Source organism: Shimazuella alba (genome assembly GCF_009831235.1).
GTDB lineage: Bacteria > Bacillota > Bacilli > Thermoactinomycetales > Thermoactinomycetaceae > Shimazuella > Shimazuella alba.
The window spans coordinates 109930-136894 of the sequence record NZ_WUUL01000006.1 but is presented as its reverse complement, the minus strand read 5'-3'; the positions used below and the strand labels follow the sequence as shown (position 1 = coordinate 136894).

22 protein-coding genes and 1 pseudogene are annotated in these 26965 nt (G+C 40.2%); 12 read left to right on the top strand and 11 right to left on the bottom strand.

Annotated elements, in window-relative coordinates; genetic code table 11:
* Positions 1–62: 62 nt before the first annotated feature.
* Both gltB and GSM42_RS10580 read left to right on the top strand, forming a co-directional pair.
* Positions 63–4571: a glutamate synthase large subunit gene (gene gltB / locus GSM42_RS10585; protein ID WP_160801510.1), complete on the top strand. Its 4509-nt coding sequence runs from the start codon at positions 63–65 to the stop codon at positions 4569–4571.
* A gap of 15 nt (positions 4572–4586) precedes the next feature.
* Positions 4587–6041: a glutamate synthase subunit beta gene (locus GSM42_RS10580; RefSeq protein ID WP_160801509.1), complete on the top strand. Its 1455-nt coding sequence runs from the start codon at positions 4587–4589 to the stop codon at positions 6039–6041.
* 150 nt (positions 6042–6191) lie between these two features.
* Here the strand turns inward: GSM42_RS10580 and GSM42_RS10575 are convergent, their stop codons facing one another.
* The 5 genes from GSM42_RS10575 to mgtE form a co-directional block, all read right to left on the bottom strand.
* Positions 6192–7466 (bottom strand): ATP-grasp domain-containing protein, encoded by a 1275-nt coding sequence (locus GSM42_RS10575; RefSeq protein ID WP_160801508.1) that lies wholly within the window; start codon positions 7464–7466, stop codon positions 6192–6194.
* A gap of 13 nt (positions 7467–7479) precedes the next feature.
* On the bottom strand, positions 7480–8412 hold the full coding sequence (locus tag GSM42_RS10570) for an EamA family transporter (RefSeq protein ID WP_160801507.1): 933 nt from the start codon (positions 8410–8412) through the stop codon (positions 7480–7482).
* Positions 8413–8716: 304 nt separating this feature from the next.
* Positions 8717–9403: a phosphatase PAP2 family protein gene (locus tag GSM42_RS10565; protein ID WP_160801506.1), complete on the bottom strand. Its 687-nt coding sequence runs from the start codon at positions 9401–9403 to the stop codon at positions 8717–8719.
* 210 nt (positions 9404–9613) lie between these two features.
* Entirely contained in the window at positions 9614–10831 is a 1218-nt protein-coding gene (locus tag GSM42_RS10560; protein WP_160801505.1) for a glycosyltransferase, read from the bottom strand.
* 91 nt (positions 10832–10922) lie between these two features.
* Positions 10923–12266, bottom strand: coding sequence for a magnesium transporter (gene mgtE / locus GSM42_RS10555; RefSeq protein ID WP_237446561.1), 1344 nt, complete (start codon positions 12264–12266; stop codon positions 10923–10925).
* Between the two features lie 148 nt (positions 12267–12414).
* Here mgtE and GSM42_RS10550 point away from each other — a divergent pair, with 148 nt between their 5' ends.
* The 8 genes and pseudogenes from GSM42_RS10550 (at position 12415) to GSM42_RS10515 (ending at position 18486) form a co-directional block, all read left to right on the top strand.
* The gene (locus GSM42_RS10550; RefSeq protein WP_160801504.1) at positions 12415–13806 is read left to right on the top strand and encodes a SpoVR family protein; all 1392 of its coding nucleotides are present in this window, start codon (positions 12415–12417) and stop codon (positions 13804–13806) included.
* Positions 13807–14081: 275 nt separating this feature from the next.
* Positions 14082–14372: pseudogene (locus tag GSM42_RS20610) on the top strand (zinc ribbon domain-containing protein).
* A 305-nt stretch (positions 14373–14677) separates the two neighbouring features.
* Complete coding sequence (locus tag GSM42_RS10535) at positions 14678–15034, top strand: beta/gamma crystallin-related protein (protein ID WP_160801502.1); 357 nt, start codon at positions 14678–14680, stop codon at positions 15032–15034.
* Positions 15035–15326: 292 nt separating this feature from the next.
* Positions 15327–16040 (top strand): C40 family peptidase, encoded by a 714-nt coding sequence (locus tag GSM42_RS10530; RefSeq protein ID WP_160801501.1) that lies wholly within the window; start codon positions 15327–15329, stop codon positions 16038–16040.
* A gap of 93 nt (positions 16041–16133) precedes the next feature.
* Positions 16134–16436, top strand: coding sequence for a hypothetical protein (locus tag GSM42_RS10525; protein ID WP_160801500.1), 303 nt, complete (start codon positions 16134–16136; stop codon positions 16434–16436).
* A gap of 117 nt (positions 16437–16553) precedes the next feature.
* A complete protein-coding gene (locus tag GSM42_RS21170) occupies positions 16554–16661 on the top strand; it encodes a hypothetical protein (RefSeq protein WP_338055286.1) in 108 nt (35 codons plus the stop codon).
* A gap of 205 nt (positions 16662–16866) precedes the next feature.
* A complete protein-coding gene (locus GSM42_RS10520) occupies positions 16867–18048 on the top strand; it encodes an RNA-guided endonuclease InsQ/TnpB family protein (RefSeq protein ID WP_160801499.1) in 1182 nt (393 codons plus the stop codon).
* Between the two features lie 255 nt (positions 18049–18303).
* Positions 18304–18486, top strand: a complete 183-nt coding sequence (locus GSM42_RS10515; RefSeq protein ID WP_160801498.1) for a nitronate monooxygenase — start codon at positions 18304–18306, stop codon at positions 18484–18486.
* Between the two features lie 136 nt (positions 18487–18622).
* On the opposite strand, the gene GSM42_RS10510 is transcribed toward GSM42_RS10515, so the two are convergent.
* The 6 genes from GSM42_RS10510 to GSM42_RS10485 all read right to left on the bottom strand — a co-directional run bounded on the left by GSM42_RS10510 (position 18623) and on the right by GSM42_RS10485 (position 24517).
* The gene (locus tag GSM42_RS10510; RefSeq protein WP_160801497.1) at positions 18623–18781 is read right to left on the bottom strand and encodes a hypothetical protein; all 159 of its coding nucleotides are present in this window, start codon (positions 18779–18781) and stop codon (positions 18623–18625) included.
* A gap of 83 nt (positions 18782–18864) precedes the next feature.
* Positions 18865–19320, bottom strand: a complete 456-nt coding sequence (locus tag GSM42_RS10505) for a GNAT family N-acetyltransferase (RefSeq protein ID WP_160801496.1) — start codon at positions 19318–19320, stop codon at positions 18865–18867.
* The gene (locus tag GSM42_RS10500; RefSeq protein ID WP_160801495.1) at positions 19317–20630 is read right to left on the bottom strand and encodes a YheC/YheD family endospore coat-associated protein; all 1314 of its coding nucleotides are present in this window, start codon (positions 20628–20630) and stop codon (positions 19317–19319) included. The genes GSM42_RS10505 and GSM42_RS10500 overlap by 4 nt, the downstream gene beginning before the upstream one ends.
* A complete protein-coding gene (locus GSM42_RS10495) occupies positions 20617–22005 on the bottom strand; it encodes a YheC/YheD family endospore coat-associated protein (protein ID WP_160801494.1) in 1389 nt (462 codons plus the stop codon). The genes GSM42_RS10500 and GSM42_RS10495 overlap by 14 nt, the downstream gene beginning before the upstream one ends.
* The gene (locus GSM42_RS10490) at positions 22005–23123 is read right to left on the bottom strand and encodes a YheC/YheD family endospore coat-associated protein (protein ID WP_160801493.1); all 1119 of its coding nucleotides are present in this window, start codon (positions 23121–23123) and stop codon (positions 22005–22007) included. The genes GSM42_RS10495 and GSM42_RS10490 overlap by 1 nt, the downstream gene beginning before the upstream one ends.
* Positions 23120–24517: a YheC/YheD family endospore coat-associated protein gene (locus tag GSM42_RS10485; RefSeq protein WP_160801492.1), complete on the bottom strand. Its 1398-nt coding sequence runs from the start codon at positions 24515–24517 to the stop codon at positions 23120–23122. Before GSM42_RS10485 ends, GSM42_RS10490 begins: the two co-directional genes overlap by 4 nt.
* A gap of 1144 nt (positions 24518–25661) precedes the next feature.
* On the opposite strand from GSM42_RS10485, the gene GSM42_RS10480 reads away from it, so the two are divergent.
* Together GSM42_RS10480 and GSM42_RS10475 are read left to right on the top strand one after the other, a co-directional pair.
* Entirely contained in the window at positions 25662–26120 is a 459-nt protein-coding gene (locus GSM42_RS10480) for a hypothetical protein (RefSeq protein WP_160801491.1), read from the top strand.
* A gap of 125 nt (positions 26121–26245) precedes the next feature.
* Positions 26246–26935 carry a metal-dependent hydrolase gene (locus GSM42_RS10475; RefSeq protein WP_160801490.1) on the top strand — a complete coding sequence of 230 codons (690 nt, stop codon included), beginning with the start codon at positions 26246–26248 and terminating at the stop codon, positions 26933–26935.
* The last annotated feature ends 30 nt before the right edge of the window (positions 26936–26965 follow it).

Here is a 26965-nt window from a genome sequence, read left to right as displayed (position 1 = left end):
TTTAAAGAAAATAATTCTAATTTGAGATATGTGGCCATTCCAAGCAAAAGGAGAGAAGATTCGTGACTTTCACTAACTATCCTCAAAAACAGGGACTATATGACCCTCAACATGAACACGATGCATGTGGAGTAGGTTTTATCGCTCATCTAAAAGGGCAGCCATCACATGAAATTGTCCAACAAGGTATTCACATGTTGACTCAACTTCACCATCGGGGTGGAGAAAATGATGGTACTGGTGATGGTGCAGGAATCTTAATGCAAATTCCTCATCTTTTTTTTCAGCAGCAGTTTGCAGAACAGTTACTAAGACGGGGTCACTATGCTGTAGGGATGATCTTTCTCCCACAAGTAGAAAATGAACGGAAAAAGTGGGAGCAAGAGTTAGAACAGTTAATCAGAAAAGAAGGTCAGCATCTGATAGGGTGGAGAACAGTTCCAGTCGATGATACAACTCTTACATCGATTGCTAAAGATACAGCTCCTGTCATTCGACAGGTTGTGATTGGACGTGCAGCCGGTATAGATCAATTGGCATTTGAGAGAAAGTTGTATGTGATTCGCAAACAGTTTGAAAAGATAACGGATAATCATGTTTATATCGTTAGTTTATCGAGTAGGACGATCGTATACAAAGGTTTGTTAACTGCATTTCAATTAGGTACTTACTACCTTGACCTTCAAGATGAAACATTTACTTCTGCATTTTCTATGGTTCATAACCGCTTTAGCACCAATACGTTTCCCAGCTGGAAGCGTTCTCATCCCTACCGCTATCTCTTGCATAATGGAGAGATTAATACATTAAGAGGAAATGTAAACGGCATGATTGCAAGAGAAAAGGCTTTTTCCTCGAAACTATTTGGCGATGATTTGGAGAAAATTCTTCCAGTTCTTGATATGGACGGAACAGACTCTGCTATCCTCGATAATTGTTTTGAATTTCTAGTTTTATCAGGCAGATCACTCGCGCATGCCGCGATGATGATGATTCCAGAGGCATGGGAGAAAAACACAGAAATTGTTGACCCTGTTCGTTCCTTCTATGAGTACCATAGTAGTGTCATGGAACCTTGGGACGGACCTACCGCTATTGCATTTACCGATGGTACCCAGATTGGAGCTATTTTGGATCGCAATGGTTTACGTCCAGGAAGATATTGTGTGACCAAAGATGATCATATCGTTTTCTCCTCTGAAGTTGGAGTAGTGGATATTGCTCAAGAAGATATTTTGTATAAAAAACGTTTACAGGCTGGGCAAACGTTGTTGGTTGATTTAGAAGAAGGGCGGATTATAGACAATAAAGAGTTGAAAGAACAAGTTGCCAATGAACATCCATACCGTAGTTGGTTGGATCAAAATATGATGGAGTTAGAAGATATTCCAGCTAGGCAAGTTTCTCCTAAGTTAAGCGATGATGCTTTATTTGTTATGCAAAAAGCACATGCATACACATGGGAAGAACTGCATAAAAGTCTTCTCCCAATGGTGACAGAAGGAAAAGATCCTATTGGTTCGATGGGAAGTGACACTCCCTTAGCTGTGCTTTCAGACAGACCTCAGCTTCTCTATAACTATTTTAAACAATCTTTTGCACAAGTGACCAATCCTCCTATTGATGCAATACGAGAAGCATCGGTGACTTCTACGATTTCGTTACTTGGAGCAGAAGGCAATTTGATGGAACCCGATTCTCGAGATTGTCAACGAATTCGTCTGCAAACACCAATTCTTTCTGATGTGCACATGACGCAAATTCGCAATCAAACTTTTTCCGTATTTCAAACGGAGACTATCCCCATGCTGTTTGCTGTTGCACAGATGAGTCTAGAAGAAGCACTGGATCAATTATTTGCGAAGGCAGATGAAGCGATTGAAGCAGGTAAGACACTGCTGATTCTTTCCGATCGTGAAATGAGCGAACAATATGCACCTATCCCAGCATTGCTGGCATCAGCTGGACTGCATCATCATTTGGTTCGAGCTGGGACAAGGACACAAGTGAGTATTATTGTAGAATCTGCAGAACCACGGGATGTTCATCAATTATCGATGTTGATCAGTTATGGAGTAGACGCGATCAATCCATATCTTGTTTTTGCTACTTTGGATCAAGCGATTCGGGATCAATCGCTCCAAGAAATGGAGTTGAGCGAAGCTGTTGATCGATATATCCAAACTGCAACAGAGGGCATAGTAAAAGTCATGTCCAAAATGGGAATTTCCACGATACAAAGTTATCGGGGAGCGCAAATATTTGAGGCAATTGGAATTGAAGAAGGGGTGCTGGACAAATATTTTACACGTACGCCTTCGCAACTCGGAGGAGTAACCCTTGATGTTATCGCCAAAGAGACGGTTTTACGACATACGAATGCATATAAATCTTTAGCCCTACAGATACGAGACCTAGATCCCGGCAGTGATTTCCAGTGGAGGCGCACAGGTGAAGCTCATGCATTTGAGCCTCAAACCATTCACATCTTGCAGCAAGCTTGTCGGAAAAACGACTACTCTCTATTTAAAAAGTATACCGAGATGGCAAATAAGGAGCAGTTAATCTTTTTACGACATCTCCTAGATTTTGATTCACCACTACCATCTGTTCCATTGGAAGAAGTAGAGTCCGTGGAATCGATTGTTCAGCGTTTTAAAACAGGAGCCATGTCATTAGGTGCTCTCAGTCAGGAGGCACACGAAACATTAGCTATTGCGATGAATCGTTTAGGTGGAAAGAGCAATAGTGGTGAAGGTGGAGAAAATCCTTCTCGTCATACAGCAGATGAGAATGGTGACTCTCGCTCTAGTGCCATCAAACAAGTAGCATCGGGCAGATTTGGTGTGACGAGTGATTATTTGGTACATGCCAAAGAGATACAAATTAAAATGGCACAAGGTGCTAAGCCCGGGGAAGGCGGGCAATTACCAGGATCGAAAGTAAATCCATGGATAGCCAAAGTGAGAAATTCTACACCAGGAGTAGGTTTAATCTCACCACCTCCTCATCATGATATTTATTCGATCGAAGATTTGGCAGAGCTCATCTATGACCTTAAAAATGCCAATCGCGATGCACGCATCAGTGTCAAATTGGTAGCGAAGGCAGGAGTAGGAACCATCGCTGCTGGAGTAGCAAAAGCTTTAGCAGATGTCATTGTGATCAGTGGACATGATGGGGGTACAGGTGCATCTCCCAAAACAAGTATGAAACACGCAGGATTACCTTGGGAACTTGGCCTTGCAGAAACACATCAAACCCTATTATTAAATAATCTTCGAGATCAGGTCATCTTGGAGACCGATGGGAAACTGATGACTGGTCGTGATGTAGTGGTGGCAGCTCTGCTGGGAGCAGAAGAATTTGGATTTTCTACAGCGCCGCTTGTTGTATTGGGTTGTATCATGATGCGTGCATGTCACTTAGACACTTGTCCTGTAGGAGTTGCAACACAAAATCCAAAACTGCGTGATCGTTTTGCAGGAGACCCTGATCATGTTGTACATTTCATGCAATTTATTGCCCAAGAAGTACGAGAAATCATGGCATCACTAGGCTTCCGTTCTTTGCAAGAAATGGTTGGAAGAACGGATATCTTGACTGCCGGAATTCGCCAGCAACAGCATTGGAAAGCAAAGTATCTCGATTTATCTTCCTTGTTATATCGTCCAGCTACAGATGCAAAAGTCGGCAGCTATACGAATAAAGGGAGAGATCATCAGCTAGAGACGACGATGGATTTACAAAGGCTACTGCCTTTGAGCACAAGAGCTCTGCAAGACGGGCAGGCAGTGCATGCTGTTTTACCAATTTCTAATACCAATCGTGTTGTTAGTACCATTATAGGCAGCGAAGTGACAAGAGAGTTTGGCATAGATGGATTGCCAGATCATACGATCCGTTTTCGTTTCTATGGATCTGCTGGTGTTAGTTTTGGATCATTTGTCCCAAAAGGAATAACATTGTCACTAGAAGGAGATGCCAACGATTACACTGGAAAAGGCTTATCTGGTGGAAAGGTGATCGTGTATCCATCCCGAAAGGCTACTTTTTCTTCCCAAGAGAATGTGATTATTGGTAATGCAGCATTTTATGGGGCTACTTCTGGTGAAGCATATATCAGTGGTATTGCAGGAGAGCGCTTTGCTGTCCGTAACAGCGGTGTACACGCAGTTGTAGAAGGTGTCGGAGATCATGGTTGTGAGTATATGACAGGTGGTCGAGTTGTGATCCTGGGTTCTGTTGGGAAGAACTTTGCGGCGGGCATGTCTGGTGGGATTGCATATGCTTTTGCTGAAAGTAAGGATGAATTTCGCCAGAATTGTAATCTTGATATGGTTTTATTGGAGTCTGTCTCTGGTGATCAAGAGTTACACCAGGTAAAGCAGATGATACAAAAGCATATACAGTTTACTGGCAGCAAAAGTGCCAAGTATTTGTTAGAAAATTGGGATGAGTGCAGAGAAAATCTCATCCGTGTTATTCCAAAGGAATACAAACAAATTTTGGAACAAAAAGAGATCTCACACGAAGAATCGCTTATCCTGCAAGCATCATCTTTCAACTAAGAGGAGGGGAGAAATATGTTAACGATTAAAAGAGAAGTTCCCAAGGCAAAAAATCCATTGAAGCGACAACAAAATTGGGGAGAATACTACCTCCCCTTCTCCGAAAGGAAGCTAGAGGAGCAAGGATCACGCTGTATGGATTGTGGTACCCCATTTTGTTCGACAGGTGCATTTGTAAATGGGAGTTTTGGTTGTCCTCTCTACAACTTAATCCCAGAATGGAATGAACTTGTGGCAAAAGGGAACTGGAGAGAAGCGCTCAATCGTTTGATGATGACCAACAATTTTCCTGAATTCACAGGTCGGGTATGCCCTGCACCTTGTGAAGGTTCTTGTACAGTTGCGTTGCATGATTCCGCAGTAGCGATTAAAAGTATCGAACAAGCGATTGTGGACAAAGGTTTTGAAGAAGGTTGGATTACTCCACAGCCTCCTAAACAACGAACGGGAAAAAGTGTTGTGGTAGTTGGCTCTGGTCCTGCTGGATTAGCAGCAGCTGATCAGTTGAATAAAGCGGGACATCTGGTAACCGTAATGGAAAAAGCAGATCGAATCGGTGGATTACTCATGTACGGCATTCCAAATATGAAGTTAGAAAAGCATGTGATCAAGCGTCGCGTAGATCTGTTAACTCAAGAAGGAGTTCAATTCGTTACCAATAAAGAGCTAGGTAAGGATATCACACTCGATCAACTTCTAATCAAGTATGACGCTGTAATTTTATGCACAGGAGCACAAGAACCACGAAAATTGGATGTAGAAGGATCAACCTATTCAGGTGTTCACTATGCAATGGATTATCTTACCCAATCGACAAAGCATATGTTAGATCCCAATGAGCCTCTATCGATTTCTGCCAAAGGTAAAGATGTTATCGTAATTGGAGGGGGAGATACAGGAGCAGACTGTATTGCGACTGCATTGCGGCAAGAGTGTAAAAGCGTAGTGCAATTCGGAAAACATCCGCAGCTTCCTCAAGAACGTGCGGAAGATAACCCTTGGCCGGAGTTTCCTTATGTGTTCACATTAGACTACGCCTATGAAGAAGCTGCAGCAAAATTTAAAACAGATCCACGTCAATACTCTGTGATTACCAAAAAAATAGTCAGTGATCAGCATGGGCAAGTCACAGAAGTACACACGATCGAAGCTCGTGTGATCAAAAAGAGTAGTGGACAAGTGTATGTCCAGGAAATGGCGGGTACGGAAAAAGTATGGCCAGCTGACCTTATCTTTGTGGCCATTGGTTTCGCTGGTGCAGAAGAGAAGTTGTTGGATCAGTTAGGTTTGGATAACAAAAACAGCCTAGTACAAGCGGATTATGGGAACTACACTACCAACATCGATGGAGTGTTTGCTGCTGGAGATATGCGACGAGGACAGAGTTTAATCGTTTGGGCGATACATGAAGGACGAGAAGTAGCACGAGAATGTGATAAATATTTGATGGGAGCTTCTCAGTTGCCTTAATATATAAGGGTTATAGTAATCCCATTTTGAAAATGTACGTTTAGACTTAATGTAACTGACTTCTGTATAGAAAAGAGTCGGTTACATTGATTTTATATAAACAAAAATACCCCAATCAAAAGATTTGGGGCGTTTTTGCGTTCGATAAATCTAAATGAGAATCGATGATTCTGTGAGAGTAAACAGTTTTCCGTCTTTTTCTAAATTTCGAATCGTTAAGGTATCTTTATCTATTTGCTCTCTATCTTTTCCAGCCAATAAAATAACTCCTGTATGAGACATAGCAGCTGTTGTTTTTTCTAATATAGAGCCTACTTTTGCATTTGTTCGGATCTGGGCAAATGTTGGTAAAGAACGTATGTGTTCAAGGCCGCTTGTGCTCTCTATCATTCCAGCATGATGTGAAATCATAAATACTGCTACTAAGTGTTGCTTTTTTTGATATCCTTTTGCAAAACGTTGTTTGAGGCTTTTACCATCTATATAGCACTCGGCTGTGATGGAAGGTAAATTATAATTTAGTGTTTCATCATAAACTTGCTCATCAAATGATTCACCCATCATACGAGCAGCTGTCTCAATGATTACAGGGCCATTTTTGGTGTAACGAAGTTCCGTGTGACTTGGACCATGCTGAATACCTAAAGCTGTCAAAACTTTCTTTACATATTCGATTAATTCAGATTGGATGGTTCCGTGGTTTTCTACTAGGTTAAATGTGTCATACATCACGTTATTATCGCTAGATTCTATAAAATTCTCTTCCCAAATATCTGTGATGAAGTGTTCTCCCTCAAAGCTAATTGCATTGACAATATATTGTTGTCCAGTAACAAAAGTTTGTGCTAAAACTTCTTGATTTTCTAATCCAAACATATTGGTTGTACCAAAGATAGATTGAAAAGCCTGTTCAACCTCATCTACTGTGTAGCAAAAAGTAACATGGTCAGATGAAGCACTTTTTACTGGCTTCATGACAATTGGCCAGTCATTGGTTTCTTTAACCCAACTTAATAATTCGTCTAGTTCATTCGTTTTCAATTGCTTTGCTGTTGGAAGGCCAGCTTGAGCAATTGTTTCAATCATTAAATATTTATCTCTTCTTGCTTCGATAAGTTGTTTTGAATTGCAAGTGACAAGTCCTAGTTCTAGGGATAGGTAATCAGCTAATTCAACCCCTGTCTCAGCACCAGCAATAACAAATTGTGGATGGTAAGCTCTCAGTTTTTCAGCCGTTTGCTTGATATCTCCTTCATGGAGAATGTCTATTTGAAAGTCTTCTGAACGATAGTATTTTTTAAAGGAGGCTGGAATTCCTTTTGCTGATTCAATGTGAATCAAATCAAAGTTATGTTTTTTAAAGTAAGATCCTAATTGGTGTCCAGTTGAGAATGCATCAATGATAACAGCAACTTTTTTTGACATGCTTGTTTTCCCCCTATTCAGTTTCCTTTTTGAAGATAACTAAAAATCCGAATACCGTGATAATGATTACACCAATTAATGTAAAGTAAGATAGGTTGATTCTAGGATCGAATAATTGGAACAAATAGGTGAAACAAGGGACTAACGAACTAATAATAAGAAAAGAGAAAGGACTAGTATATTTCAGACTTGACTGCATGAAGTACAACGGGAGAATGGTTCCTGTTATAGTGATAAGAATAATTCCGATCATATCTGTCACACTGATCAACAAATATGATTTCTCGTATAGAACTACTAGACCAGAAAGGAGGACGACCAAATAGAATCGATGAGCTAATATTTTTGCAGTACCCCATCCTTGTTCGCTCAATTTTTTGGAATAAAAGGTTATCAACACATTTCCAATGCCAGTGAAAACAGCAAAAAGCAAACCAATAAACAGATAAGAACGGGAAGTGCCTAGAATTCCAGATGCACCACTTAATGAAGCCCAAGCCAGAAAGATACTTCCAATTAATACGCCACAACTAGCTAGTAAGTTGAGCGTTCCTAATTTGTTTTCAGGCTTCTGCAAACGAACGAGCATTAAAGCGACAACTGGACCAATTCCCCATTCAAGTGAGCTTACTACCGCAGGTTCTATATATTTTAAAGCGATATAAAAACAGATGAATATGGTTGCAGAGACAATATTCATGAACAAGACATCTTTCCAGACAGTTGGACTGCTCGTGATGGAGATAGATTTTTTTAATGATAACCTGTCCATAAGATGAAAAAAAAGCAAGGTAATCGAAAAGCTAATGAGTAGAAAAAGATATGGACTAAAATTTTGGATAAAACTTCCATAATAAACTTGGCTGCTAGCAGTGAATATAACGGAGCCTAATAACAACGCTGTACCTAATAATTTTTTTGAAAAAACTGTATTGATGGCTTTCATCGCAATCCTTCTTATCGATATTTGATTTTTAAGAATTTAATTTGTATGCTAGTATTTATATTTTAAATAAAAAAAATAGATATTTCAACTAGTGAAATAATCCAAATTATGCATCTATTTTTCCGAAAATGGTTTTTTATGTCATATAATTGATCGAATAACTATAAGAAATAGAATATGTAAAGATCAGACGGCTTACATCTGTAATTACGTCTAGTATGCTTTTAAATTTAATTCACAAACCTTTCATAATATAATTATTAAAATTTAGTATCTAAAAGGGGATAAGACAAACACCTTATTACTACTTCTTCCAATAGAAATGATAGCTGCGATTTTTTCCTCTTGTCTCCAAAATAATTCTCAGTCCCATTAAACAAATGGTTAACCATGCTCCCCCGGCTGCGTATCCAGCTAAAACATCGCTAGGAAAATGAACCCCCAGATATATTCTACTAAAGCCAATCATGAAAATAAGAAAAATGGTTATGAGAATAATACTTACTTTTACGGGTTTGGATTCTAAGAACACAATTACCACCATACACAGCATGCCATAAAAAATAAATGATCCCATGGAATGCCCACTGGGGAAACTAAATCCAGTTTCCTCAATTAAACGATGAAAGGTGGGTCTTTGGCGCTGGAAGATCCATTTGAGCAATAAATTAAAAATACCTCCTGCTCCTATGCCGACAATAAGAAAAACCGCCTCCCAATGTTTTCTCTTCCAGATCATCAGAACGGAAGAAATAAACAGGAACAGACTTAAAGCATCAATGGAACCAAAAAAAGTGAAAAATTTCATCGCAGGAGTAAGGTTAGGTCTAAAGGAGTGTATCCACTGAATGATGATTTGATCAAAATGATGGATTTCTTTTTCTAGCAATTCGTCAACCAGTTCTGCAAAGGTAACGACAAAAATGGAAAATACGACTACAGAAATGAACATATACCTCTTCGTTTGTGATGATATTTGATAACTTTTCATTGCGACTGTTCATCCTTTTCCATAAAAGAACTTCTGTTATTTAAAAATGTAAGACAAACACGATATAGGTAATAGTGACAGTTGGACCCTTATATTTCAAGGGGAAACATGAAGTGCTGTTGTGGGAAATTTGATAGGTTATTCATGTAAATGCGGACGCCCCAAACTTTGACAGCTTGGGGCGTTTGTTCAATTTTACCCACAATCGGGTTAGAGACGTGTCACCCAGTTGCTATTTCCACGGGTCAGATAGGCCCGGATTCGAGCGGGAACTAGTGCGAACACATGGATGGCCCCGTAGACAACGGTGTACCTAGCTCTGCTGACCAACTCCGGCTTAGAATTCCAGTAGGTGATTATTGCACGAACGCTAAGCATGCTGAGCATTACTGTCATCCCATCGCGTGCACTCGTTCGCTTGAGAGCGTGTACGATAGACAGCGCTGGAGGGAAGACAAGCAGCAGGGGGAAGTAGGTTCGCACCAACGTGTCCACTAGGGGAAACCAGTTACCAGAACATCGTGATCGGTAAATGGAAGACCGAATAGTGGGACATTGATCACGGAACATACTTCGGTTCCAGCGGGTCTGCTGGCTCCAGTATTCTCGGAGTGTTTCTGGGACATAAGTCCTTGCCTCCGCCTTGCTTTCGTAGACAGCCTGAAACCCTGCTGCGATGACAAGGTTTGTTAGCTGGAGATCGTCGCCAGAAAGACACAGACTCCCCTTGTACGTCTGATTCAAATAGTCAGACCAGAGCGGATCAAGCAGACTTCGGCGGTATAGGGAGATAGGTCCAGTGCAAGTCCATACAGCCCCAAACTTTCCCTGTGCTGCGCGCTCCAGCTCGAACATCTGCCGATAGCGCTCTGCCAGCAGTCGTGTCAGCCAATTCTTGTTTTTGTTTGCGACACTTACCTTTCCGGCAACCGCGCCCACTTGGTCATCTTCTCGCATGCGCGTAACCATCGGGAGAAACGAGTCAGGAAGAAATGGAGAATCACCATCTCCAGTGAGGAACATTTCCCCATTAGAAATCTGAAAGGCAGCATCCTGAGCTCGTCTCTTTCCTACATTTTCTTCGAGGAGCAGGATATGCCAACCTGGACGACCCCTGTACTTTTCGTAAATGGGATCAAGGTGATGACGGTTTTTGGAGCCATCATCCACCAGATAGACATTCAGCTTGTCCGATGGATATTGTCCATCAATAGACTGCAGGGTTTCATAAAGCCTTTCTGGCACTTCGTTGTGTACGGGAATGATGACATCAAGCGTTGGGAGATCAGTTCTCCTCGTAGACGATGTCTCCATGTTCTTCGAGTGAAGTGCATAACGCCGTTGCATCACTGCATGTCCAATAGAAGCAGCAGCATACAGGACACCAGCAGCAAGAAATAGCTTTCTCTTTTGGATTTTGGATAGCATGTCTTTCCGATCTTGGGTAGGGATTAGACCTTATTTACAATTATATAGGGTGTGTAGACAATTGGTAACTATTATTTGATTTAAGTAAAAATTAAACATGTAAAATCAGTTGGGCGGTGGTGAAATAAATGATTAACCCAGTCCCATCCACCAATGTAGAGATCAATGGACCAGAAACAACAGCAGGATCTATCTTTAATCGGTGTAACAGCAATGGTAAAAACGCCGCAACAAGAGAAGCCCATAGCACAATTACTAATGCTGACAGAGCAACAACATATCCAATATTCAATTCAACATGTAGAAGCAAAGCACGAATATAGGCGACAATTCCAAGCGAGAAACCAAGTAACAGACCTGTTAGCAATTCTTTACGAATAACTCGAAAAACATCTTTGAAAGCCACTTCTCCAACCCCTAAGGCACGTACAAGCGTGCTGACAATTTGAGATCCAGTATTGCCGCCAGTACCAATTAGCAAAGGAATGAAAAAAGATAATGCAACTACTTTGTTGACAGCATCTTGATAGTGAGACAGGACATTAGATGTATACGCTCCACCTATAAATAAAACGAGTAGCCAGATGATTCGCTTTCCAAAGAGTTGAAAACTGCTTGTTTTAAAATAAGCATCCTCTAATGGTTGGCTACCGCCTAATTTTTGAAAATCCTCTGTAGCTTCCTCTTGGATGACATCAAAAACATCATCTACTGTGATAATCCCAACTAATCTTCGTTCGTGATTAATGACAGGCAGAGCAATGAGATCATACCGAGATAAAATAATGGCAGCCTCTTCTTGTTCCATCTCGGCAGGAACACTGACGATTTCTTCCGTTACGATATTTTCTAGGTGTGTATCTGGAGAAGCGAAGATCAGTTCTTTTAAGGACACCACTCCTACTAAAATTCCGCGGGTATCTGTCACATAAATATAGGAAACGAGCTCTGCCTCATGACCAACTTTTCGAATATGCTGTAGTGTCTGTTCACAACTCCAATAGGTTCTTGCAGAAATAAAATCTACTGTCATCAAACTTCCAGCAGTATCTTCTGGATAGGTCATTAGTTGGTTGATTTTTTTTCGATAATCCAATGGCAGCAAATCTAACAAGCGCTCCGCTTGAAGAGGATGAATAGCAAGCAGCATATCCACGACTGTATCACTAGACATTTGTTTAAAAAGCGGAGTAGAAAATGAAATAGGTAGATGTTGCAAGATATGGTATTGCAATTCTGGTTCCAAATACTCCAATGTTTCAGCTGCTAAAGGGATCGGTATGAGTGGAAGAAGTTTTATCTGTTCTTCATGTTCTAAACCTTTCACCACTTCGGAGATATCATAAGGTTGAAGAGATGCGAGTATGTCGTATACATCGTGAGAAGAGTCTTTCAAGCTTAAACGAACGTGATCTTGTAACAGTGTATAATCCAACTCTTATTCTCCTCCTTTTGATAAATCTGCTTTAGTATATACATCTTGGATTACAGCTATAAAAATGAATCATAAAATGGCAATGTACGTTTCAATCATGATAGGAGAAGGGAAAAGAAGAATATAACTAGTGAAGGGGTGAGTCTTGTTGGATGAGCAAAAAGCTTTGGAACACGCAATCGGTGAAATAACGGAGATTGCGACTCACTTTGGTCTTGATTTTTATCCCATGCGCTATGAAATTTGCCCGGCAGATATTATTTATACATTTGGCGCTTATGGAATGCCAACGCGTTTTTCTCATTGGAGCTTTGGGAAAGCTTTTCACAAGATGAAGTTATCCTACGATTTCAACTTGAGCAAAATTTATGAGCTAGTGATCAACTCAAACCCCTGTTACGCTTTTTTACTAAAAGGAAATAGTCTTATTCAAAATAAACTTATTGTTGCTCATGTGTTAGCACACTGTGATTTTTTCAAAAACAATGTTCGTTTTTCCAAAACATCCCGCGATATGGTAGAGAGCATGTCTGCGAGTGCAGAACGTATTCGCGAATATGAACTAACATATGGAAAAGAGGAAGTGGAAACTTTTTTGGATCATGTGCTCGCTATTCAAGAGCATGTAAATCCCAGTCTACTTGATCCTCGACCTCGAAGAAGACCTTCTTCTCCTACTCAACAAAAAACAAATCCTTACGATGATCTGTGGAAACTAGATGGCCAAGAAGAACCCCAAAAACCAAGTCTCGTTCGAAAGTTTCCCGAACAACCTGAAAAAGATTTGTTACTTTTTATTATGAATCACAGCCGAATTTTACAAGATTGGCACCAAGATATTCTAACTATTTTGCGGGAAGAAATGCTTTATTTCTGGCCACAGCTAGAGACGAAGATCATGAATGAAGGTTGGGCTTCTTACTGGCATATTCGAATCATGAGGGAGCTTGACTTAACAGAAGCAGAGACGATTGAATTTGCAAAGTTAAATTCATCTGTACTCCAACCTTCTAAGACATCCATTAATCCTTATTACTTGGGGTTGAAAATGTTGGAAGATATTGAGCGGCGTTGGGATAATCCAACAGAAGAAGAGATAAGAGAACTCAGGAGGAAGCCGGGACAGGGGAGAAATAAATTATTTGAAATCAGAGAACTAGACTCAGATATATCCTTTATTCGTAATTATTTGACGCGTGACCTTGTGGACCAATTAGACATGTATGTATTTCAAAAACAAGGTAATGATTGGAAAGTGTCAGATAAAGAATGGGAAAATGTCCGAGACCAATTGGTGACCAGTAGAGTAAATGGCGGGCATCCAGTCATTGTGGTGAAAGATGGAGATTTTTCCCGTAATGGTGAGATGTATTTGCAGCATATGTATGAAGGGATGGAACTAGATGTGAAATATCTAGAGAAGACGCTCCCTCATATTTATCAATTATGGGGCAGAAACATCCATTTGCAAACAGTGATTGATAAGCGAGATGTTGTGTTTAGTTACAATGGAAAAAAGTGTGCCCGCAGATTTTTATAATGATCGGGGACGGCTCTCCTGCACAGCAGGAGAGCCGTCTTTGGATTCAGGAATTAGAACTCCCTGCTATACGAATCGGGGGAGCAGGCGGAGTCGGTTCGCGGTCACCCGGAGTGTCCGGGTTGGGCCCCTCTGGGTCCTGCTTACCCCCATGATGAAAGAGTGTGATCTGCATGATCGTTCCTCTCGATCTTAATGAGTACCGATTTGGTATTCTTTTATAGTATATCTACTATTGTATTTATTTTCTACATATTATAAGTTTTCCATCTCTTGTGTTTTACCTATTTGGCGAGTCCATCACCAATGCATTTTGGTCTGAGTTTGTTTCCATGTTCGAATACAAAGTACAATGGTTCGGAAGGACGCTAGAGAAGCTCGGGAAAACCTTTCCATCCAGCCAACGCTGTTCTCGTTGTGGATACAAAAACAAAGCGGTAAAGGATCTCCAATGAAGAGAATGGACATGCCCAAGATGTAGCCTTCCTCATGATCGAGATATCAACGCAGCTACGAATATCTTGCAAGAAAGTTTGAGAGTAATCGCTATAGGGACTACGGTTTGAGCTTGGTTCATTTCCTTGGGGTTCTGAGAACTATCCAAGAATCCGCCGCCTCTAAACGTTAGAATAGTTGGAAAGAGAGTCAAAATCTTTCTAAAAAGTTATAGGTATGAAAACTGTTTTTATTATGGATGCTCTTCGCGTAGAATTTAAAAAACGAAATCGAGTAACATATACCAAATTTATCATGGAAAAAAGATAGGTTGGTATATGTAGATGGGGATTGGTAACAAAGAATATAAATGTTAACAACAATTATACTATTAGTAAGATTTTTAATTATGATAAATAAAAAGGAGGTTGCTTTTATGAAGAAATGGATTGCTATACCTTTGGTTGTATTTGCCAGCTTTGCTCTTGTTTTTCCAACCACAATAACTGTACTGGCTAAATCGAAAAATACTTGTGTAACGCTGTATGAACATATTAATTATAAAGGAAGGAGTATTACCCTTTGTGGAGATGTAAAAAAGCTATCGAAGTATAATTTTAATGATAAGGCTTCCTCTGTAAAGGTATCCAAGTCGGGAGAAGGCGTTATTTTATTCCAACATGTCAATTTTAAAGGTAAACATATCTTTCTAAATCCTGGTAGTAAGATCTCTAATTTTAAAAAGATTAAAGGTTTAAACGATGATATTTCCTCAGTAAATATCGTTGGATAGTTTTTAGATCATAAATAACAGAGCTGATCAGTTCAGCTCTTTTCTATTTTTTTCAGCAAAACCAGTACGGTTTGGGTTGTGGTAAGTAGTTATAGAGTTGAGGAAATCAGCAGACAAATGAAAAATGACTTCTGAGTATAATCTCTGACGAAACGGTTTATTTTCCCCAATTTCAACACCTGCTTGGAAAGTTAGGAACAGATTACATATTTTGGATAAAATTTTAAGGTATATATATGTTACACTACAGGTACTTCCGCGGAAGAAAAAAAGCAATCTTAAGGAGGATTTGATGCTAACTCAAAAAAATATCAAAATAGGTGTTGCAACAATAGCAACTGTAGCTATATCCACATTTGCATTTCCATTTATTCAAAGTAATGCTGCTCCTAGTTCAACCATGAGCTTAGTAAACCAAATGTATTACAATATATCTGGTAAAAAGGCTCCTACGGCAAATATAGATACAAAAAATTTCAATAATAACAGTGGTAGCACCTCGAATAGTACTGGTTCTACAAGCAATACTGACTCTGCTAACACAGGTTCTACTAACACTGATTCAAATAACTCAAACTCAACCACTAAACCTTCTGAGAGCGGATCAACAGATCAATCAAGCGTAGCTCTCGCTGACAAGATTATCGCAACTGGGGAAAAATACCTGGGCACTCCTTACCAATATGGGGCTGCATCTGGTCAGACGAAAACTTTTGATTGCTCTTCCTTTACTCAATATGTTTTTAAGCAAAATGGTATTTCTTTACTTCGTAGTTCCCGTCAGCAATATACACAAGGGACAAGCGTAGCTCGTGATCAAATTAAAAAAGGTGACCTTCTTTTCTTTACCCTTTCTAGTTCCGGTGGGAAAATTGGACACGTTGGTATCTACGCAGGAGATAACAAAATTCTTCATACTTGGGGATCAAAAGGAGTACAATACGAAAGCTTAGATAAAGCATGGTTGAAACAAGGTTATGTGGGAGCAAAACGAGTAATAAAATAATGGAAAGATATGCGTCCGTGAAGCTTTTTCACGGATTTTTTGTTATAATTACGTATGTAATGGCTTTCTTTTGACCAGAGAAAAAGGTCTGAAATGACAAGTGTTAAGCTCAACAACCAAGTGCATGATCTTTCCTATCTGATAAGCGTTGCACGTGCAAATGGGAAAATCCACCGCGATGACCCCGCAAATAATACAAACAAGGGGCGAGTCCTGGTGCTTGCGCTTTCAGATAAGCCAGAGGATGAATATTACATCTACATCCCTAATCATAACAATTCTCCTCAAATTGCCAACAAAGCTACCTATTGCAAAAATGATCGAAACAAGCTTGAGCGATGGGATAAGAAAGTCCGAAAGAGCGGCGGATTCCTATTTCACAAGGAAACCCTGTGAGAGTTAGTAACTGATGTGAGCAAAAAGACCGGCTGTGACATACTTTGTCACAGCCGGTCGATCCATTTATAAAGGGAAATGGAAAGGTAGTCGATTGATCCCTAGCCGGGGGGTGTAATGGATGGTTGTGGGATTCTGAGAGCTCTAACTCTTGGTGCACAAGCTGTGCAGATGGGCACGCGTTTTTTCGGCAGCTGTAGAATCTGGTGCTCACTCAGTTTATAAACAAATGCTGCTCACAAGTAAAGGGGAGAATACTGTTTTAACAAATAGTCGAACCAAAAATTGTAAAACTTTCGATCTGGTACCCTTAACGGAGTGCCAGACCTCGTCTCACGCACCATTCATCTTTTATTGTTATTTATTCTCTTTTTTGGTCATATTCAGTATTCAGATCATTTGTTCCTGTATGTAGCGAGAGGTGAAGACGATGATTCGCGGTAAAAAAGTATCGTTTCGCGCATCTACCAGCGACCTTGACCGTTTATTTGCTTGCAATCGCGAATCGGCCAAAGTCTGGAATACCTGTGTACAAATCGCGAAACAATTTGCGCTGAACCATGCCGGAAAGTGGATCTCCAAAACCCAATTACAACGTGCCACCAAGCAGCAATTTCATTTGCTTAGCCAATCGACGCAAGCCGTTTGCCATAAATATCTTTTCGCGCGAGAAAGTGCACGACAAGCGCTGCACAAAAAGGTCAAAGGGATACGTTATCCTTACCGGCAAAAACTACACTTCAATACCAAATGGGCAAAAGATGGATTTACGATCCATGCGGATGGCAAAATCGAACTGAGTATGGGGATTCATGATGGGAAACGGGAAAATCCGATTGTGATACGTACGCGCAATTTGCCGGAAGGCGAGATCAAAGAGATGGAGCTTTGTTACGAAAAAGAACTCTATCTTTCTGTTACCTATGAAGACAGCACTACAGCTGAGCCCTATCAGCAACAGCGAGCAGTCGGGATCGATCCGGGGGAGATTCATACACTTGCCGCCTTTTGTGAAACAGGTGATGCAGTCGTGATCACAGGACGTAAAGTGCGTTCGATCCACCGTTTGCGCAATAAAAAATTGGCTGCCATTTCGCGTTTATTAGCGAAATGTAAGAAAGGATCGCGCAATTGGAAGCGATATCAAAAGGTGAAACAATTTATTCGTGCGAAATCGGAACGACAATTGCGTGATGCGTTGCACAAGACAACGAAGCAATTCGTCGATTGGTGCTTAGCGCAAGAAGTTTCGGATGTACACCTCGGTAATCCGGATGGTGTGCAGCGAAATACGCGCAAGAAAAAGAAGGCGAATCGCAAACAAGCACAGCGTTTGTCGAATTGGTCCTTTGGTAAAGTTCGTGCTTATTTAGCGTATAAGTTGGCGATGCAAGGGATTCGCTTACATGAAGTAGAGGAGTCTTACACCAGTCAGACATGTCCTGTCTGCAAGGAGAAACGAAAAGTTTCTTCAAGAAATTACCGTTGTTGTTGCGGCTATTGTGAGCACCGCGATATTCACGGGGCACGAAACATCTTGGCCAAAGGCATATGGAGTGAAATTCGCCATTTCGATGTGCCGACGCAGGCAATGTATCTACGGATTGCTTAGGCATGAAGTAGTAGATGGTTTGTTCCGACCCAGACACACCGTGTCTGTTGCTTGTGAAAGCCATTTTAGTGTTTTCCGATCTAAAAAAGTCGAGTGCCAATGGTGAAACCCATGGTACGTGAAAATAGTGAGATGGTATAGCAAGAAACTCCCACTTCTATAAGTGGGAGAGGTCCATCAACAGCTTTTTCTGGTAACATACAAGAGGAATTGTGAATTCGTTTATAAAAGTGGAACAAAAGCGGAGTGAAACCGATGCTATTCCCAATTCAAAATACATTAACAAGGGATATTCAGGATGCAGCTAGTAAACAAAACAATCCCCAATATTTATCACTTTGGGCTGGACAAGGTGTTGGGAGTTTGGATGAGGACCAAAGTGCCAGTGATATTATGAAAGAAATTATAAATGATATTCAACAAGATTTTTTGCAATGAAGTCGGTCAGATAGTTTTTTCATACGGAACAAATAAATACAACGAAATGCTCATAAGAGTCTTTCGTTTGGTACATAATAATGGAATCCCATTAGATTTTTCCCCACCTTCTAGGTACTAGCAGGTGGGGAATAGGTTATTCCTCGAACGACTTAGTAGCCTCTTGCAGAATGTTACCAAGGGAGTAAGGAGTCTGATCGTTATATGGTTCGATATTTGTTTCTGCTTCTTCTCGAAGCTTTTTTAGCATTTTTTCCAACGATTCCATATCTGTCTCCATCATGCTCCTCGCCATTATCCGCATCCTTGGGATAACTTAATTATAGCAATTCAATTGCATGAAAAAGAAGCACATCCTAAAAGCATGTGCTTCTTTGATTAAAGAATATCCTTTGGATCATATTCGCCGCCGCCTAACCACAAGGTAGGCTTTCCAGTTGGTCCTTTGAATAATTGAAATGCTGTGAATCCACAACGAAAACATAGTTTTAAACTTGGGATATTGTCACAAGCCACTCTTGTATAAACTTTTCCTAATTTCTCTTTTGCCTCCATCAGGAGAGCTTCCCCTACCCCTTGCTTCCGATACCGAGGATGAACGGCTGTGATTGCTTCCTCGATTCCATAACGGCTGAATATCATTACTCCAGCCAATTGTTTCTCTTCTAGAGCGACCAAAGCGATGGAGCCAGGTGTGTGTTCGCTCGTTGAAATATTGGATAACCAGCGCAGTGCTCGATGAGTAATCCGACCTTCACCATTTTTTCGTAAAAATAAAATGACTTTTTGACGATAAGGCATGAGATTTGGCAATGTAAAGGTAGTTATCTTCATGCTTTTTTTACCTTTCGATATGGTTGGAAATCGGAAAGGTAGAGTGCATATTCCAAGATTCTTTGTAAAGATGTTTTTCGAATCGTGGGTTCATCGAATTTTTGTGGTTTGGCATTTGCTTCAAAAAACCAAAGTCTCCCCTGTTTATCAATCCCGATATCCATTGACATCTCTCCATGTCTTGCTCCAGTTTGCTTTTCGATTTCTTTTGCAAATTTTATCCCTAGTTGTGTCAACTTATGTTGGAGGAGATTTTTTTTGTTGGGGAAAGTTGCAGATAAGACACGTTGAAAACTCTCAATTCTTCCTCCCATGGGAACGTGGGTAGAAATAGCTGTTTGGCCAGCTATGCGTACTCCAATACCGGAAACTTGCCATTCTGCTGTGCTGTCTTTTTGAATCAGCATGCGGATATCAAATGGTCTGCCTTGGTATGTGGCGAGTGAAATTCCTTGTTGGATTAAATAGTTCTGTTCTCCAACACGCTTCTTTATTTGCTGGTAAACTTGTTCCAATCGCGGGAGTACAATTCGTTGTTTCAATGTTTTTGTTTGATAATAAAGAATAAAGGGTCCTTTACCTTCTACTTTTATCATCCCAATCCCAGCTTTTCCATCTACTGGTTTTAAAATCAGTTCATTGTGTTTTATTAACATTTGGCGAAAGGAGGTATAACCAGCAAATTTTTCAGTTGCGGGTAGATTTGATCGGCATTCGGTAGGAGATAAAGCACGGAACAACGACCATTTATTAAAGAAGCCTGGATTAAAGATAGGAATATTTTTATGGTTAAAATATTCAATGGTATGGACGATAGGATAAGATTGCTCTTCACTCCGATTAGGAACCCGATTGTAGATCACATTAGGTAATGGCAGGATCTCCTTTCGGAAAGTGGGAGTGGGCTTTGATTGTTGCAACAAGTAACCTTTTACGTATGGTTTCCCGTTCAATATTCCTTTTGGAGTTAGTACATAAACCGTGACTCCCATTCGTTTTCCCATTTGGATTAAATCTGCAAAATTTCGATGGTTACCAGCAAAAGGAATTCTACTATCGCTGGTGAGTATGGCAACAAAAGGCCCGAGTTGCACATTTCCCTGAGGTGTTTTCTTGCTATGAACAGGTAGGTAATGGAATGGGAATTGATGAACAGGTTTCGATTGTATTTGAATAGACGAAGGAAAGTTTTTTCCGAGTGTGACATCGATTGGAGTTGTGTGATGATATCTTTTTCCTTCTGTTGGAAAAAATCGAAGAGGAGAAGAAGAGTATTTTAGTTCTAACCAGCCAACTTCAGGAATTTGCATGTTTCTCCCCTCCAACAAATTCGGCTAACCTTAAGCTGTATTCTGTGATACATTTCGCAGATTGTCGACCTGCTTCTCGTAGGGTAGGGTGATCAAAAATGTGTCTTCCGGGTTTGGCATTGCATTCAAATAGCCAAATATGATGATCTTGATCAATTCCCATGTCCATCCCGATTTCTCCAAGAGGTCCATCTGCATTTTCTTCTAGTACTTCTGATATAGATATAGCAGTTGCTTTTAGTTCTTCCAGGATCCGAGAAGCTCGGCGACCAAAATTTTTCTCGAACAATTGTTTTGTAGATAATAGAGTTCCTCCGGTTCGTATATGTGTAGTTACGGAGCCGATTCCAGCTAGTTTTGTACCTATACCTATAACTTTCCATTTATCTGTACTATCTTTGTGTAAATGAACTCGAAAATCGACTGGTCTATTTTGCACACGGATCAGACGAATACCTTGTTGTGCTAAATATCCTTTAAATCGTTCTCCGTTTTTACGGAAATAATGGGCCAAAAGAGATTCAAGAGTTGCAAAACGATGAAGTACATTGCGGTCTCCACCATGAAAACGGCAATAATATCCTTTTTGCGGATGTTGTGTAATGCGAAAGATGCCTAGTCCGAGACTCCCACGAATTGGTTTTAGATAGACCATATCGTGTTTCTCCAGCATTTGTTGAAGGATGTAGACAGATGGAGATAGTACCGTTTCTGGTATATATTTTCGTGTTTCTTTATCTTGATATAACCATTCATGAACAGACCATTTGTCAAAAAAACCTTGGTTAAATATTTGACATTTGGTAAGTGTCTTTAAACGTGTGATGCAATTTTTAACATATGATAAATTTTCTGTTTTTCGATTAGGAACTCGTTCGTAGATAACATCTGGCAGGGGAGAAACATGTTTTACCCATTTGCCAAATCGGTAATACCATCCCGTTACCACTCTATTTTGCCAGTCAACCATCTCAGGGGTAAACACATAGATGATTGGTTTATCTGTATTTCCTGCTCGAATAAAACTTTGGAATAAGGAAGTTCTACCTCCAAAGGGGTTTGTGGTGTTTGCTCGAAAGCCAGTAGTTAAGATTCCAATAACTGGACCGAGCTTTAAAGTTCGATTATGAACAACAGCTCGCATCATTCCGGTATAGGGCAAGGATAGATGTCTTGCGATTGGAGGAGAAAGAATAATTTTTGCCTCCATCATTCGGGTAGCAATGACCCGAGTAATAACAGATTTATTACCAATTTCCATTTTGATGGATTGCCCGTTTTGAAAACCAAATTGATCACACAATGATGCAGGCATCAAAATTGCTTTTGCAGGAGTTGCGTGTGATAGCTGCGTTTGGCAGATGATCGAATTCATCAATATCCTCCTACTTTCTGGGAAAGCAGAGCTTTAGCATATTGGACAGGAAGTTCCATCGAACGTTTCCTTGTCTCTAATTCGCCCGTCCGTAGGAAGACGGAGCGTCCTGGTTTGGAATTTACCTCAATAATCCAAACATTTGCATGGTGATCGATTCCTACATCAAGACCTAATTCCACTAATTTTCCATGCTTCTTTTCAATATGTGGGGGAACAATTTTAGCTAACCGATCAATTTGTCTTTCCACTTTTTCGATCTGATCAATAGAAAAATTTTCTGCTAAAAAAGGTTCTAGTTTTATAGCATCTCCGCCGCCATGTAAATTTGAAGTAACGCTCTTACTCTTGCCGATGCGAATAGCTTTTCCGGTAGTTTCCCATTTCTGTTCAGCATTTTTTTGTACTAAGATACGCAAATCAAATGGCAGACCTTCTTTTGTATACAAAGAAAGAAAAGGCTGGATGAGATATCGAGTGTTTTGGATGAACGATTGTATCCATACGATAAATTGGCTTTCAGATAGTATTCTTTTTTCGAAAGGCTGATTACGCTTTGTTCGTCCTTTTAAATGAAATCCACCTTGTTGCTTCTCGATCGATACCACACCGATGCCATGGCTGCCACCATTAGGTTTGATGCAGATACGTTGATATTTTTCTAACATGGAAAGGACACTAATGGGATCTTTATACAAATGTGTTTCTGGTAAATGGGGTTTGATCATTCTGTTTGTTTTTAGCATATTGTGTGTTTGGATTTTTCCACCAAGTGCCCTACCGAGAAACTGTACAAGACTATCATGGTGGATTCGCAAAATATGCGGGCGATAGGATTGGAAATGGGCTGTACTGGTATAGTAACAACGGTCATAGATCACGAAAGGTAACTCTCTTATCCCGATTTTCCACTTATTCGCTTCCACGTACCAAGTAAGAACGGTTCGTTTTGTCCAATTAATTTGCTTTGGATTAAAAATCAACACCTCTAATTGATGGCTTTCTGCAATCTTTGCTAATTGAAAAAAATAAATAGATTCAGCAAAAGGAGGAACTTTTGTTGTATTTTTTTGTGTACAGACAATGATGCCAATTGTCTGATGAAAATGAGGTGTCATCGTCTTTTCCTCCTTATAAGTGGTGCTGTTTTAATCCCGGCTAAATAATGGACATAATCAAATAACTTCGTGACAGATGGACGTATCTTTGCACCTTGATTAAGTACGGTATCATCTGTTTTTGATGGTTTAGAGTTGATTTCTAATAACCATATTCGCCCTTTTGTATCAAGTGCAAGGTCAATTCCTAATTCTGCAAAATGGCCTTCTGCTTGCTTTTCAAATGCATTTGCAATATGCATAGCTGTCTGCCGAATCTCTTTACTCGTTGGCTTTTTACTTAATTGTGTTAGTTCAGCTAATACCTCATGCACCTTACGCAGCGTGCCCCCACGAGCCAAGTTGGATACGATTTGGCGGTCATTTGCAATACGAGCAACGGCAGAAGTGACAGACCATTTCCCTTCTTTGTTTTTTTGCGTTAAGACTCGAAAATCGACTGGTCTCTTATCATAGGTAATAAGGGATAGTCCTTGTTGAATCAGATAAGGTTGTTTTTTTATCTTATGATCTAGAAATTTGCCTAGTTTGAGGAGGGAAGTTGTTGTCTGTGATACTGTGCCATTAGGAGTGGCGTATTGGTAAAGATAAGTTTGATGGACTTTGGTAAGTCGGATGATACCTCCCCCAAGGCTTCCATTGGTGGGTTTGAGATACAAACAGGGATGTTTTGCGATTGCTTCTTTCACTTTTATCAAGTTGTAGCGATACGTCTGTGGAAGCATATTAGAGACGAAATCATCTTTTTGCAGGATTTCATGAACTTGCCACTTATTAAGAAATCGTTCGTTGAACATGGGTATACGATGATAATTGGTTAATTTATCTAGCTTTTTCTGGACGTTTTTTAGTTCTTCAATTCGGCGGGAAGTAATTCGATTGTAGATAATATCTGGGTAAGGGATCTTCGATTGAATCCATTTTCCCTTTTCTTTTACCCATCCAAGTATGGCCTTCTGATTTAAATCGATATGCTCTGGTTGAAACACTGCAACCGCAGTACCTCGAGTGATACCAGCTAACACGCATTCATCTAAAAATTTTGTCAAGGGACCTAGCACATTTTCTTGCTTGGAATCTTGAGTACCATTGATTAAAACTCCAAACAATGGTCCAAAGCGTAAACGCATTGCTTCTTCGTCATACTGTGCATAAATAGATGGTTGTGATCGCAATTTGAGTTTTTTTGCTAAATTTGCATGTATTCGAACTAAGTTACCTGAATGAGTACTGAGAGCAAGATAACCTGTATCAGCTGCACCACCAAAGGTAACCCAAAATGGTTGCTCTTTGATACCAAGGGCTAGGGCCACTGAGCGACTCATGATAATATTGCTGTTATTGGTAAATTGATGCTCTGGAACAATTTGTAGCTGAATTTTTTTTAGCCCCATAATAATCCCCTTCCCAAGCGGTAACTACTGTATGCTATGTAGGCAAGTATCAAGGGGTGCGTAAAACGGGCGCTTAATAAGGATTGTTAATTTAACAAATGTGTAAGAGGGTTACTCTTATGCAGAACTCAAATTAGGTACAAAATAAGAACCGGAGGAGTAAAAAATAGACTGACAAGGCTTTGTACCTAGCTAAAATTCATTTTGCCCAAGCACATGGTTCTGTCATTTTTGAATTTCACTTTATTTTTATACCGACCAGTAAAAACCTTAAAAAAAATTATTTTTTGATTTATAATAAGCATAGATGGAAAGTCCATCTCCTGTTGAAGGAGGAACCATGCCCTCTTCCACTTCTGAATACAAGGATGTAATCAAGGATCTCGAAGCGATTCGAGACAAGCTTGGTCGGAGACACCTGTTTCGGAAGTCTGTCATCAATGATGCGATTCAGAGTCTCAGCGGAGACCAGCCGAAGCCTAGGATCGCCTGCGAACAGCTTTCAAGCATCGTGGATCATGTTCCTGATATTCGAAAGGTGATGGCTTCATTGAGGTAATGAATAGGTTAGGGGATAGACCGGGGTTCTTGTGAAACGAGAAACCCCGGTCCTGTCATATCAAAAACTTCAATTACCTACATACATATTAGTAAATAAAATAATCAGATTAATTAAAATTATGATAAGTTGAAATGTAGTACTGTTTTCAACAGAGGAGTGCACGGCTAACAACTCGAAAAAGGATCGTCGTAAACCCGACCGTGTCCGTGAATGGCTTCGAACACTTGAAGCAAAGGTATCTTGAGGGAGATCCTGAGCGAGCTGAGAATATGAACAAGGGTGTTGAAGCTTTTGATCTGATCGGGAGGAACGCGATTCTTAGTTGAAGACCGTGAGGATAGACCGAAGAATACATCTATCCTCACACCTAAATGACATCTATCAAAAATGAAATAATTAACAAATGTAAAATTAATTTGGTAAATTTTAAAAAAAGAGGGTTTTGGTCGAATCTTTACAACTATTATGCTAAGCTTGAAGTAGGTGTTCGCGACAAAGGAGCGATCTCATTGTTATCTTATTACCTATCAATGGATGCTAGGTGATGGAAGCAATGCAACAGGAATAGTAACTGGAGGAAAGATGAGCACAGCCTGCAAGATCAATCTGGTGGAAGCTGTCCAGCTTGCCATGTTCTACTTTGGAGTTACATTTGATAACCCGAAGTGGGATAAGGCGAAGGATCGTACGATATCCCTTATATTGGATGGGAAGCTGGAGGAAGCGGACAGGCAGGCAGATTCTCTTCCCGAACCCATGCGCAATGAGATAAAGTGTGCGATTCTTCGCCTCCCGCTTGAAACGTCGTTCGTTGCCAGCGACTCGTACAATATGGAAGCATACGCTTTTGCCTACTGGTTCATGCAGCAGAAGTTGACTGCAAGTCAATCATTCGTCCGAGCTGCAATTTTGCGTGATATCTTGGAAGGAACCCCGATCCTTGCGGATCGTAAGGCTAGACTTCTGGAGGATCGTAAATTGCGTGAGGATGTTTCACAAGGGATTGATTACCTTGTAACTGCTTGGTATCAGTACAGGTGACCACCGGCTGGGAAAGGGTAGCAATACCTTGACCCAGCCGAACCCATTTAATAGGATAGTAATAATAAAAAGACTACACCTTTGATAGATAAGGAAGTAGTCTTTTTTATATAGGAGGAATACAGATGAAACTTACTTATCATGGGCAATCTTGTATCGAAATACATATGGATGACTACAACTTGATTATCGATCCTTTTCTTACTGGTAATCCAAGAGCAGATATAACTGCTGATCAAGTGAAAGCAGATTATATCTTACTGACGCATGGACATGGCGATCATCTTGGAGATACGATACCGATCGCAAAGCAAAATAATGCAAAGGTGATTGCACCTTTTGAGCTGGCTACATGGCTTAGTTGGAAAGGGATTGAAACACATGGTATGGGGATTGGTGGAGGCTGTGATTTTCCTTTTGGCCGAGTAAAATTTACTTTAGCTCATCATAGTGGTGCTTTTGTAGATGAGGAGAAACAAGAGATCATCTATTTAGGAGATCCAGCTGGTATTTTATTGATGGCAGATGGCAAAACGATTTATCATGCTGGAGATACTGCTTTGTTCCAAGATATGAAGCTGATAGGAATGCATAACGATATTGACTTAGCATTTTTACCAATCGGTGATAACTTTACCATGGGGCCAGAAGATGCCTTGATTGCGGCAGAATGGATAGATGCAAAGCAAGTGGTGCCCATCCATTACAATACATATCCACTCATTGAACAAGATGGTGCCAAATTTATTAAAAAACTACGGTACAAAGATTTATCTGGAGTAGAGTTGCAGCCGGGTGAGTCTATCGATTGTTAGATTACTCGTCTATTTCTCATCCTTCTTTCA

What these genes read in the sequence shown, in the direction of transcription:
- GSM42_RS10530 (WP_160801501.1), top strand. Translation starts at nt 15,327, where the DNA reads ATGCTAACTCAAAAAAATATCAAAATAGGTGTTGCAACAATAGCAACT.
- GSM42_RS10560 (WP_160801505.1), bottom strand. Translation starts at nt 10,831, where the DNA reads ATGCTATCCAAAATCCAAAAGAGAAAGCTATTTCTTGCTGCTGGTGTC.
- GSM42_RS10575 (WP_160801508.1), bottom strand. Translation starts at nt 7,466, where the DNA reads ATGTCAAAAAAAGTTGCTGTTATCATTGATGCATTCTCAACTGGACAC.
- GSM42_RS10500 (WP_160801495.1), bottom strand. Translation starts at nt 20,630, where the DNA reads ATGCAAATTCCTGAAGTTGGCTGGTTAGAACTAAAATACTCTTCTTCT.
- GSM42_RS10565 (WP_160801506.1), bottom strand. Translation starts at nt 9,403, where the DNA reads ATGAAAAGTTATCAAATATCATCACAAACGAAGAGGTATATGTTCATT.
- GSM42_RS10535 (WP_160801502.1), top strand. Translation starts at nt 14,678, where the DNA reads ATGAAGAAATGGATTGCTATACCTTTGGTTGTATTTGCCAGCTTTGCT.
- GSM42_RS10515 (WP_160801498.1), top strand. Translation starts at nt 18,304, where the DNA reads ATGCTATTCCCAATTCAAAATACATTAACAAGGGATATTCAGGATGCA.
- GSM42_RS21170 (WP_338055286.1), top strand. Translation starts at nt 16,554, where the DNA reads ATGGATGGTTGTGGGATTCTGAGAGCTCTAACTCTTGGTGCACAAGCT.
- GSM42_RS10485 (WP_160801492.1), bottom strand. Translation starts at nt 24,517, where the DNA reads ATGGGGCTAAAAAAAATTCAGCTACAAATTGTTCCAGAGCATCAATTT.
- GSM42_RS10490 (WP_160801493.1), bottom strand. Translation starts at nt 23,123, where the DNA reads ATGACACCTCATTTTCATCAGACAATTGGCATCATTGTCTGTACACAA.
- GSM42_RS10480 (WP_160801491.1), top strand. Translation starts at nt 25,662, where the DNA reads ATGAGCACAGCCTGCAAGATCAATCTGGTGGAAGCTGTCCAGCTTGCC.
- GSM42_RS10520 (WP_160801499.1), top strand. Translation starts at nt 16,867, where the DNA reads ATGATTCGCGGTAAAAAAGTATCGTTTCGCGCATCTACCAGCGACCTT.
- GSM42_RS10580 (WP_160801509.1), top strand. Translation starts at nt 4,587, where the DNA reads ATGTTAACGATTAAAAGAGAAGTTCCCAAGGCAAAAAATCCATTGAAG.
- GSM42_RS10525 (WP_160801500.1), top strand. Translation starts at nt 16,134, where the DNA reads ATGACAAGTGTTAAGCTCAACAACCAAGTGCATGATCTTTCCTATCTG.
- GSM42_RS10505 (WP_160801496.1), bottom strand. Translation starts at nt 19,320, where the DNA reads ATGAAGATAACTACCTTTACATTGCCAAATCTCATGCCTTATCGTCAA.
- GSM42_RS10510 (WP_160801497.1), bottom strand. Translation starts at nt 18,781, where the DNA reads ATGGCGAGGAGCATGATGGAGACAGATATGGAATCGTTGGAAAAAATG.
- GSM42_RS10570 (WP_160801507.1), bottom strand. Translation starts at nt 8,412, where the DNA reads ATGAAAGCCATCAATACAGTTTTTTCAAAAAAATTATTAGGTACAGCG.
- GSM42_RS10495 (WP_160801494.1), bottom strand. Translation starts at nt 22,005, where the DNA reads ATGAATTCGATCATCTGCCAAACGCAGCTATCACACGCAACTCCTGCA.
- GSM42_RS10475 (WP_160801490.1), top strand. Translation starts at nt 26,246, where the DNA reads ATGAAACTTACTTATCATGGGCAATCTTGTATCGAAATACATATGGAT.